The 10354-nt window shown below is 30.0% G+C and carries 10 protein-coding genes; 5 read left to right on the plus strand and 5 right to left on the minus strand.

Features of this window, described 5'->3' with window-relative positions:
- A partial coding sequence (locus tag MR593_RS00235) for an ATP-binding cassette domain-containing protein (protein ID WP_290685595.1) occupies window positions 1-507 on the minus strand: 507 nt, incomplete at its 3' end.
- Between the two features lie 283 nt (window positions 508-790).
- On the opposite strand from MR593_RS00235, the gene MR593_RS00240 reads away from it, so the two are divergent.
- The 3 genes from MR593_RS00240 to MR593_RS00250 all read left to right on the plus strand — a co-directional run bounded on the left by MR593_RS00240 (window position 791) and on the right by MR593_RS00250 (window position 3715).
- Window positions 791-1567: a sugar phosphate isomerase/epimerase family protein gene (locus MR593_RS00240; RefSeq protein WP_290685598.1), complete on the plus strand. Its 777-nt coding sequence runs from the start codon at window positions 791-793 to the stop codon at window positions 1565-1567.
- 18 nt (window positions 1568-1585) lie between these two features.
- Entirely contained in the window at window positions 1586-2269 is a 684-nt protein-coding gene (locus MR593_RS00245) for an NAD(P)-binding domain-containing protein (RefSeq protein WP_290685600.1), read from the plus strand.
- Between the two features lie 69 nt (window positions 2270-2338).
- The gene (locus tag MR593_RS00250) at window positions 2339-3715 is read left to right on the plus strand and encodes a UDP-N-acetylmuramoyl-tripeptide--D-alanyl-D-alanine ligase (RefSeq protein ID WP_290685602.1); all 1377 of its coding nucleotides are present in this window, start codon (window positions 2339-2341) and stop codon (window positions 3713-3715) included.
- Between the two features lie 42 nt (window positions 3716-3757).
- Here the strand turns inward: MR593_RS00250 and MR593_RS00255 are convergent, their stop codons facing one another.
- From MR593_RS00255 to MR593_RS00270, 4 genes are all read right to left on the minus strand, one after another.
- Window positions 3758-5215, minus strand: a complete 1458-nt coding sequence (locus tag MR593_RS00255) for an aminotransferase-like domain-containing protein (RefSeq protein ID WP_290685605.1) — start codon at window positions 5213-5215, stop codon at window positions 3758-3760.
- 144 nt (window positions 5216-5359) lie between these two features.
- Window positions 5360-6265 carry a D-alanine--D-alanine ligase gene (locus tag MR593_RS00260; RefSeq protein ID WP_290685608.1) on the minus strand — a complete coding sequence of 302 codons (906 nt, stop codon included), beginning with the start codon at window positions 6263-6265 and terminating at the stop codon, window positions 5360-5362.
- Between the two features lie 273 nt (window positions 6266-6538).
- Complete coding sequence (locus MR593_RS00265) at window positions 6539-7540, minus strand: dipeptidase (protein ID WP_290685610.1); 1002 nt, start codon at window positions 7538-7540, stop codon at window positions 6539-6541.
- A 132-nt stretch (window positions 7541-7672) separates the two neighbouring features.
- Window positions 7673-8875, minus strand: coding sequence for a DUF819 family protein (locus MR593_RS00270; RefSeq protein WP_290685613.1), 1203 nt, complete (start codon window positions 8873-8875; stop codon window positions 7673-7675).
- A 434-nt stretch (window positions 8876-9309) separates the two neighbouring features.
- Here MR593_RS00270 and MR593_RS00275 point away from each other — a divergent pair, with 434 nt between their 5' ends.
- Both MR593_RS00275 and MR593_RS00280 read left to right on the plus strand, forming a co-directional pair.
- The gene (locus tag MR593_RS00275; RefSeq protein WP_290685615.1) at window positions 9310-9873 is read left to right on the plus strand and encodes a helix-turn-helix domain-containing protein; all 564 of its coding nucleotides are present in this window, start codon (window positions 9310-9312) and stop codon (window positions 9871-9873) included.
- Between the two features lie 59 nt (window positions 9874-9932).
- The coding region (locus tag MR593_RS00280; RefSeq protein ID WP_290685618.1) for a molybdopterin-binding protein at window positions 9933-10354 on the plus strand (422 nt) is incomplete at its 3' end.

Raw genomic sequence — 10354 nt, forward strand, 5'->3', positions numbered from 1 at the left:
TGCTAGAGAAACTCTTTTTCTCTGTCCACCTGAAAGCTCTTCTACCTTTTGATTGAAATCCGTAATTCCTAGCTTTGTCAAGACAGTTTTTGCGCTGCTTTCTAAGTCCCAAAGGTTTAGAGCATCCATTTTTTCCTGTAATTTTAGAAGCTTTTCGTTTAGCTTTTCATCGTAAGATTTGTTGATTTTGTCTAGGATGTCCTGATAATCTCCTATTATCTTCATTTCTTCACAAGTCCCCTTGAAAACCTGTTCTAGAACAGTTGCGTTTTCATCGTAGTAAGGGTTTTGTGGAAGGTATTCGATTCTAACCTTGTTTGCCTTTGTGATAGTTCCGCTATCTTCTATCTCAGCTCCAGCTATTATTTTAAGTAGAGTAGATTTACCTGTTCCGTTTACACCGATTAATCCGATTTTTTCTTTATCGTTTATTCCTAGAGAGATATTCTCCAGTAATTTTTTTTCAGAGTAACTTTTGCTAATATTTTCTAATGTTATTAAATTCATCGATCTCACCTTTATATAAAATTTTAATTTGAATACTTGACGATAAAATTATTGTAAAGATTACCATCAAGGTATAAAATTTAAGTAATAAATATTTGTCTTTATTAAAATCTACATTATATTATAACTCATAACGCTAAATTAGACTAATAATATTGACAAATAAAAATATAAAAATATAAATATAAAATATCGAGTATTAGAGAATTTTAATTTTTGGAATTTTATGTGGGATTTGGAAATAAATAAATTTAGAAACTAGCTTTAATGAAAGGGGAAAACTATGAAAGTATATATATCACAATTAGTAGAAACAGAAAAAATAAAAGGCATACTTGAAAAGTACGACGTTGGTCTAGAAATTGTATTATTTGCAAGTCCATATTGCTTAGATAGACAAGATGAGTTTATAGAAAATTATAAAGAGGAATTGGGAGATTTATATGGAAAAATAGATATATCTATACATGGTCCTTTTGTCGAGCTTTGTCCAGGTACTCGCGACGAATTAATATCTAAGGTCACAAATTATAGGATGCAACAGGCGTACGATGTCGCTAAAAAGATGAATGCAAAATATATGGTTTATCACAATGGATACTATCCAAATACTTATAGCTATATTGAGTGGATGCAAAATGCGCCTACATTTTGGCAAAATTTCCTTCAAGACAAAAAAGACGACGGTATAAAGGTCCATATTGAAAATGTATTTGAAGATGATTATTTTATATTAAACGAGCTTATGGAGGAAATAGCAGACGATAAAACATCTATGTGTCTAGATGTAGGTCATGTGAGTGCATATTCTAAAATAGATGTGATGGAATGGATGAAAATATTAAATAAATACATAAAGCATATGCATATACACAACAATTGTGGCGACAGAGATTCACATCTTGGCATAAATAAAGGTGATCTAGATATTATGGAAATTTTAAATCTTGTAAAAGATAAGGATATTACAATTTCTCTTGAAATTACAAATTTAGACGAATTAGAGGAATCTTTAGAGATACTTTATAAAAATGGTTTTATAACAGATAGAAAATTATAGAAAATTAGGAGAAAGGTTATGAATGTAGGAGTTTTAGGTTGTGGTAAAATGGGCTCAGTCGTAGCTAAAAAGCTTCCCGACGATGTAAATAAAATAATTGTAGACAGAAATCAAGAAAAACTCGAAGCTTTAAGTAAAAGTATAGATTGCAAATACTCTACATCAATAGATATACTAGCTGATGCAGATATAGTAGCTGTAATACTTCCAGAATCAGAGGTAAATAAAAATGTAGAGAGCATATGCGAGATAGCAAAAGATAAAGCTATCATTTTAAACATGTCTACAAATGGAGCAGTTGACGATTTAATAAAACAAAAGTATAAAAGCATAAATATAGTTGAAACTAAAATAATAGGTCAATCTTCTATGATAGAAAAATTTAAAGCACCTTCAGCTATAGTAATAGGTAGTGAGGATGAGGATATAGTTGAGAAAATAAAATATATCTTCAAGGATTTTTCTTATGTAGAAAGTGGAGACGTAGAGAAGGTTCCACTAGCTGTCCAAACTGCGACAAGACAGGCGATAGTTACATGTATGGATTTAAAAGAAAAATTAAATGCTCTAGATGTGGACACGTCTTGGCAGGAGGCATTGTTTAAATGCGTGTTAAATGGTACAATAGGTTCGTTTATGGACGACACTTTGGGACCATTTGCGAGAAAAATCGTGAAGGAAATAGAAGACAGTAGACAATAAAATTATTAAAATATTGCAGATATATGGTATAATTTTTTAGAGAAATAATAGGAGGAGAGAAGATTAAATATGAATTATTTATCTATAGAAGAAATAGTAAGTGCCAGTAAAGGCGATTTAACAAGTAAAAGTGAAGAAGTAAAATCTATAAATGAACTAGTTATAGATAGTAGACTTGCAAATAAAAACAGTGCATTTTTCGCATTAGTAGGAGAAAGTGTAGACGCACATAAATTTATAAATTCAGCAATAGAAAATGGATGTAAGACTATAGTAAAAAATAAAGACAACAATATAGAAATAAACAGCGAAAATGTAAATGTAATCGAAGTTGAAAATACATTATTTGCGTTTGGAGATGTAGCAAAACACTACAAAGAAAAATTCGATATACCTTATATAGGAGTTACAGGTAGTGTAGGAAAAACTTCTACTAGAGATATGATTTACGCAGTAGTATCTAGTAAATACAAAACTCTTAAAAACATGAAAAACTTAAACACTGAAACAGGAGTTCCTATGACTCTTACAAATCTAGATGAAAGCTACGAATGCGCTGTAATCGAAATGGGTATGAGTGGTTTCCATGAAATAGAATATCTAGTAAATATAGTAAACCCTAAAATAGGTGTTATATCAAATATAGGTCTTTCTCATATCGAAATGCTTGGATCTAGAGAAGGTATATTCAAAGCAAAAATGGAAATAACTACAAACTTCGACGAAGATTCTACATTGATAGTAAATGGCGACGACGATATGCTTACAACTCTAAAGGGTCAAGATTTAAAATACAGCTTAAAAACTTTTGGATTTGGAAAAGACAACACAATCTACTGTACAGATTTTAACATGAATGACAACGACACAACTTTCAATGCAATGATAGACGGCAAGGTAGAAGAATTCTACATCCCAACAGTGGGAGAACACAATATCTACAATGCAATGGCAGCTATATTAGTTGGGCAAACTTTAGGTATAAGCCTAGACGATATCAAACGCGGTCTTAAGAACTTCGAAATAACTAAATCTAGAATGGACGTAATAAAAACAGATGATTACGCAGTAATAGACTCAGTTTACAATGCAAGCGTGGACTCTATGAATGCAGCATTAAAGGTTTTAAATAGATATGAAACTAGAAAAGTGGCTATATTAGGTGATATGTTCGAAATGGGAAGCTATGCAGAATTTGGTCATAGAGAAGTAGGAAAATTCGCTAGCCAATATGCAGATATACTGATAGCAATAGGAAATGATGCTAAGTTTATGGTAGAAGAAGCTATAAAAAACGGAATGAATAAAGAAAATATTCACTACTTTGAAACTAAAGAGCTAGCTATGGAAAGCTTAAAGGATATCCTACAAAAAGGAGATACTATATTAGTAAAAGGCTCTAGAGGAATGTACTTAGAAAAGGTAGTTGAATTTTTAACTAAATAGTTGATTGAGATAAGATTGAATAATAAAAAGACAGACATTGAGCTAGTCTGTCTTTTTCATTTCTAAAATAGTTTGTCCTATTATTTTTATTCCTTTTTTGATTTCGTGTTTTTCGAGTCTTGAAAATCCAAGTCTTAGGAAATTTTTTTGATCTTCATCTATATAAAACACATCGCCAGGCATGAAAATTACGCCTTTTTCGTAGCATCTTTCTAGCAAATGTCTTGTATCGATATCTTTTAATTTTAAAAATAAATGAAGACCGCCATCTCCGAGAACGTACTCACAGTCTATATATTTATTTACGCATTCTAGTGCAAAGTTAAATTTATCGCCGTAGTACTTTCTTATTTTTTTCATATATTTTTCAAAATTACTGTTTTTTAGATAGTCGTATAAAATTCCCTGATCTAAGAAGGAAACATGCATATTGATGCCTCTTTTTACACTTATAAGGCGGTTGATTAGATTTTTATCTGCAAGTATCCATCCAATTCTGATTCCAGGAAATAATATTTTTGAAAAGCTTCCAATATATATTACACCGTTGTTTCTGTTGTCTAAGGAACATATTGGGAATATATGTGAGCTAGAGTACAGAAGCTCCTCATTAAATCCGTCTTCTATTATTGCGATATTGTTTTCCTTCATAATATTGTAGAATTTAAATCTATCGTTTGGAGATAAAACTATTCCAGTTGGATTGTTGTATGAAGGCGTAATATATGCAAATTTTATTTTGTCTTTATAATTCTTTATAGTTTTTTCGATATCTTTAAAATCTAGGCTGTTTTTGTTCAAATTCATAGGAAGTACATTTAAATTATAAGATTTAAAAATCTTTAAAGATACATTATGAGTAGGATTTTCGCATAAAATATAATCTCCTGGCTTTGTAAGGGATGATATTATAATATTTAATGCTTCAGTAAATCCATTTGTTATAAGTAAATCTTTGTTTGTCGAATCTATATTTTTGCCTGACATATACTCAAATAAAAAATCGATTAGAGGCTTATATCCTTGGGCATACCCGTAGTTTAAAAGCTTATGTCCTTCTAAATTAAATCTATTTAAAAAGGCTCTTTTAAGCTCCTCCATATCGAATTGATCTCCAGCTGGAGAAATACTTTTAAAAGAAATTAAATCTGATTTCCAAGGAATTTCGTGCTTTGCAGAGTCCATTTTATTTAAAGTTTTTATGTAGTCGTTTTCGTATAAAGACCAATCTAGTTGCCAGTTAGATGTAGCTATTGAAGATTGCTCCTTGACAAAAGTACCTTTGCCTTTTATAGAATATACAAGTCCTTCTGTCTTTAATTCGTCGTAAGCACTAAGTACACTATTTCGGCTTACATTTAAAATTGAGCATAGCTCTCTTGTAGAAGGAAGCTTACTATTTATTGGAAGTAACCCTTTTGTCATTAAATCCTTTATGTAGTTTTTTATTTGGATATATACTGGTTTTTTAGAATCTATTTCAAAATTAGAAAATAACAAAAAAATACCTCCTTTAGCTTATATTCAAAAATTTTTGATAAATTGATATTAATTAGTATAAAAAATAAAGACAATTATATTCTAATAAATTAAAATATAATTGTCTATTTTTTCTTATAATTTAATAATTTTAAAATCGAGCGCTTATAATGAGTATTCTATTATTTTATCTAGTAAATCGCTGTATGACAAGCCCCTAGCATTTGCACTTTTTGGAATTAAACTAGTTTTTGTCATTCCAGGAAGAGTGTTTAGTTCTAGCACATAGAATATTCCATTTGATAATATTAAATCTACTCTTACAAATGCCTTGCAGTTAAATGCATCCCAGCACTTTTCTGATATACTATCTACTTGATTTTGAAGTGAATCTTCTAAATATACGACTTCTTCAGTTGCACCTTTTACACCAGTTGCGTATTTTGATTCATAATCGAAAAACTCATTTGGCGATGTTATTTTTATAGTAGGGTAGACCTCACCGTTTAATATAAAAGAAGTGTATTCATCTCCTGGAAGAAATGATTCTATAATCACTATATCGTCTACTTCTAGTCCTTTTTTTACTGCTTCATATACATCTTCTTTTTTATCCACCTTGAAGGTTGCCACACTAGAGCCACCGCTGTTTGGCTTTATAAAAACAGGATAGCCTATTTTTTCTATAGCATCGTAATCGATTGAATCGACTGATTTAGCTATTACCCATGGAGCAGTAGGTATATTTGATGATTTTAAAACCTTCTTTGTCATATTCTTATTCATGCATATTCCGCTAGTTAGAGGGTCGCATCCTGAGTAAGGGATATTCATAGATTCTAACATAGCTTGTATAGTGCCATCTTCTCCATATTTGCCGTGAAGTACTATTAAAGCAAAATCTACATCACAAGGCATTTTATTTACAACATCCATTGGATCATCTATTACTAATTCGTATACATCGTATTTATCTCTATCAATAGCTTCTAGTGCAGCCTTGCCAGAATTTAGAGATACTTCGCGTTCTGAGGAAATACCTCCCATTATAACAACAACTTTCTTTTTCATTTTTATCTCTCCTAATCGATTTATTATCTATAACATTTAAATTTTAATGATATTTTCATAATGATTTATATACCCATTATATGTATAGGAATTTGAAAAGGAAAGTACCACTAGATGGCTAAATAAAGGGTGTAGTGGTTGTTAATAAAAAAACGAATACAGCAGAATTTAAGCATTAAAAAGGGGGTAACCGTTTTCTAGGTCACCCCCTTTTAATTAATGAAAATGTAAAGATTTATTTAATCAATAAAGATTGATGTTTAAACATTAATATTAATATTGAAGTGATGGAACTCCAATAACTTGTTTTATAACTCTAAATGCATTTTTATAAGCTATAGCTTCTATATCGTCTTTTGAATATCCACGATTTTGTAGTTCTGTTATTAGATTAGGTGTATCTTCAAATACCTTTAAACCTATTACATTAGGATTTGAAGTGTCAGTTGAAAATGCAGCTAAACAATCAGGATCTAAGAAACCAGAATAGTCAAATCCACAGCCTATATATTCTATACCAACTAAATTAGCTATGTAATCGATATGATCTACTAATCTCTTAACATCAGCTTCTTCAGGATTTTTATCATCTACGAATTCTTTATATCCATTCATACCTATTATACCGCCAGTTTGAGCGATTGCTTTAATTTGGTCATCTGTCAAAGTTCTTCTATGAGAAGAAAAATGTTTTGCATTTGAATGTGATGCCATAATTGGTGTTGTAGCTACATCCATTATATCCCAGAATGATTTTTCGTTTGCATGAGAAACGTCTACTATCATTTTTAATTCTTCTAATTTTTTAACTGCGCGTTTACCTGCTTCAGTAAGTCCTCTTGAAGGATCTCCACCTACACCAGTTGCTAGAGCGTTTTGTTCATTCCATGTTAACATTGCATGTCTAGCTCCAACTACATCATGGTAGTAATGTAATTTGTCTACATCTTCTCCTATGTGGCTTAAACCTTCCATACCAACTAGGATATTTAATTTATTTTCTTTAAAGCCTTTTTCGAAATCAGAAAAATCTTTAACTTGATTTATAATATCAGTGTTGTTTTTTATTTCTTCAGTTAAAGCAGTTACTATTTGTTTAGCTCTATCTTCAGGGCATTTATCGTAAGGTGGATCTATCCAAATTACATATATACCACCAATTAAACCACCTTTTTGTAAATTTTTTAGGTGGTGATTTTTTATAATATTTTTTTCACCTTTTAACATTTTTACAGTTACATCAGTGAATAAATCAGAATGACAATCGAATACCATTTACAAAACCCGCTTTCCTTTTAGATTTTAAATTATATTTTTAATTGTCCAATACTCGTCGATAATTAAATATCGAGTTGTATTGAACAATTAATATTCTATGTTTTTATAAAATTATAATTGAGATTAATATTATAATAAGAAGTTACCTATTATAATACCACAGTAGTTTCCTATAACGTAACCTAAAGTACCGATAAGCATTATAGGAGCTATAAGTTTAGTCCAACCTTTAGAAACTGCCATAGCAGCTGCTGTTGTAGGTCCACCTATACAAGCATTAGAAGCAAGTATAGCTTCTTCTAGGTTGAATTTGAATAATTTTGCACATATGAATGTTACTATCATATTTATAAGTACTACTATGAAGCAGAATACTAATAATAATGGTGAATTCATTATTATAGATTGTATAGAAGCTGGAACACCTATTACAACGAAGAATATGTAGATTAAGAATGTACCAAGCTCTTGAGCTCCACCTAAGTTAGAGAAGAAATCACCAAATACAGTAGCCACGATCATAGTAACAGTAGTTATTATTAAGTATTGGTTTCCAAGTAAAGTATTTAAAAGAGATAAAAATGCATTACTTGTTGGAATAACTGATGCGAAAAATTGTGCTATAGAAGTAGAAACAGCTACGATTACAAAAGCACTACCTATACATAAAGCTATATCTTTTAATGATATGTCTTTATGAGTCCAATAAGAAGCAGCTGCAGTTTCGCCTTCTTTTACTTCTTGTTTTTCAACTTCATCTACATAAGGATGAAGGAAGTGTTTTCTGAAGAATGCTATTGATGGCATAGCTATTAATACAAAGAAGTATAATGCCATTAGTAAGTTATCAGAAACAACTGCTGCAGAAACTACATCACCAGGAGTGTCAAAAGCAGCTGACATAGCAGCGAAGTTTGCTCCACCACCTATATAAGATCCAGTCATCATAGCGGCAACTTCTCCTAAGTAAGGTATCTTGCTAGCTAATAAGTAGAATCCAACTACTGCACCTATCATAGTACCTACTGCGCTTAATAAGTAGATGATAAGCATCTTTCCACTTTCTTTCCATATTTTCTTTATATTACATTGATATAATAAAAGAGTGATTGCAAGTGGAACTACATAAGTCCAAACATTGTCGTAAACTGGAGATTCAGTTGGTATAATTTTCAAGTTTGATAATGCCAAAGCACCTATTAATGCTATTATTGCTCCAGTGACTTTTGCTGCCCATTGATATCTTTGTTCTAAAACGATACTGATTGCTGCCCAGCCACATAAGAAAGCCCATAAGACCCAAGTATTGTCTGGTGAAATTAAACTGTTCATATAAAATCCTCCTTAAAAATAAATTGTTAAATATTTTAGTATATTGAAAAATTTAATATATTGAAATATTTAATTTTATTATAGTTTATTAAATTAAATATTTCAATATATGGTAAAAATTAAATAAAATATAGTTAAATTAGTAAAAATACAGATTAAAAGTCGATAAATATCAAAAAAAATTAAAAAAATAAGTTTAAAAATCAAAAATATCGAATAAAATTAAAAAAAATAAAAATAAAAAATTTCAAAATATTAAAAAAATACTGCATTTTGCATACAATATAAAGTATAAAAATTTTAATATATTAAAAAATAATGTTTTATATATTTAAAATGTAATAAATTATAATATAATTAATAATAGAAAAATAGTGCAATTTATATATAATATATATATTGAAGAATGATTAACAAAAATGGAGAGCGAAAAAATGGATAATGATATGAATATAGATGTTGGGGAGAAAATAAGAAATCTCAGAAAAATAAAAAAACTAAGCATAGCAACTTTATCAGAAAATACTGGACTTAGTATTGGACTTATAAGCCAAATCGAAAGAAATAAGGTAGTACCATCTATAAAGGCTATGTGGAAAATAGCAAAGGGATTAGATGTAAATATAGGCTATTTTTTTGAAGAGGATACTGATAAAGACGTTATAGTTAGAAAAAGCGATAGAAAAAAAATACAGACTAACGATGCTACAAAAATATATGAATTATTGATGCCAGATTTAGTAGATAAAAATCTAGAGCTTTTACTTATAACATTAAAAGGTGAAACTAAAAAAAATAAAGGCCTAGTAAATCATGAAGGTGAAGAATGTGGCTATATAATAAAAGGAAAGATGAAGCTAATATTTGATGCAAAGGAATATATTTTAGAGGAAGGCGATAGTTTTTACTTTAAAAGCAATGTCAACCACGTATATGAAAATTACAACAAGGATGAAGAATGTGTATTGATTTGCGCTATGACGCCACCGTCATTTTAGATTATTATGCCATAATTTAATATGTGCATTTATTATTTTAAATAAATAGGAGATGTATTATGAAAGCAGAAATTATAACAGTAGGGACAGAAATTTTATTAGGAGATATTTTAAACACTAACTGTAGATATCTATCTAGAGAATTAGCAGCTATGGGGATAGAAATGTACTATCAAATAACTGTTGGAGATAATGAGGCTAGACTTCTAAGTACTTTAGAGGAGAGCTTAAATAGAAGCGATATAGTAATATGTACAGGAGGTCTTGGACCTACAGAGGACGATATAACTAAGGAGGTATGTGCAAAATACTTTGGATATGATCTAGTTCTTCACAAGCCATCACTAGATGCAATGATGGAGAGATTTAAACGCATGAATAGAATACCGACTAAAAACAACGAAAAACAAGCTTACTTCCCAAAGGAAGCCTACATACTTAAAAACGACAATGGAACAGCACCAGGCTGTATAATGGAAAA

Source organism: Intestinibacter sp., assembly GCF_022780145.1.
Lineage (GTDB): Bacteria > Bacillota > Clostridia > Peptostreptococcales > Peptostreptococcaceae > Intestinibacter.

Excerpts from the sequence above, each read along its gene's own strand:
- MR593_RS00240 (WP_290685598.1), top strand. The coding sequence starts at position 791 with ATGAAAGTATATATATCACAATTAGTAGAAACAGAAAAAATAAAAGGC.
- MR593_RS00245 (WP_290685600.1), top strand. The coding sequence starts at position 1,586 with ATGAATGTAGGAGTTTTAGGTTGTGGTAAAATGGGCTCAGTCGTAGCT.
- MR593_RS00250 (WP_290685602.1), top strand. The coding sequence starts at position 2,339 with ATGAATTATTTATCTATAGAAGAAATAGTAAGTGCCAGTAAAGGCGAT.
- MR593_RS00260 (WP_290685608.1), bottom strand. The coding sequence starts at position 6,265 with ATGAAAAAGAAAGTTGTTGTTATAATGGGAGGTATTTCCTCAGAACGC.
- MR593_RS00265 (WP_290685610.1), bottom strand. The coding sequence starts at position 7,540 with ATGGTATTCGATTGTCATTCTGATTTATTCACTGATGTAACTGTAAAA.
- MR593_RS00270 (WP_290685613.1), bottom strand. The coding sequence starts at position 8,875 with ATGAACAGTTTAATTTCACCAGACAATACTTGGGTCTTATGGGCTTTC.
- MR593_RS00275 (WP_290685615.1), top strand. The coding sequence starts at position 9,310 with ATGGATAATGATATGAATATAGATGTTGGGGAGAAAATAAGAAATCTC.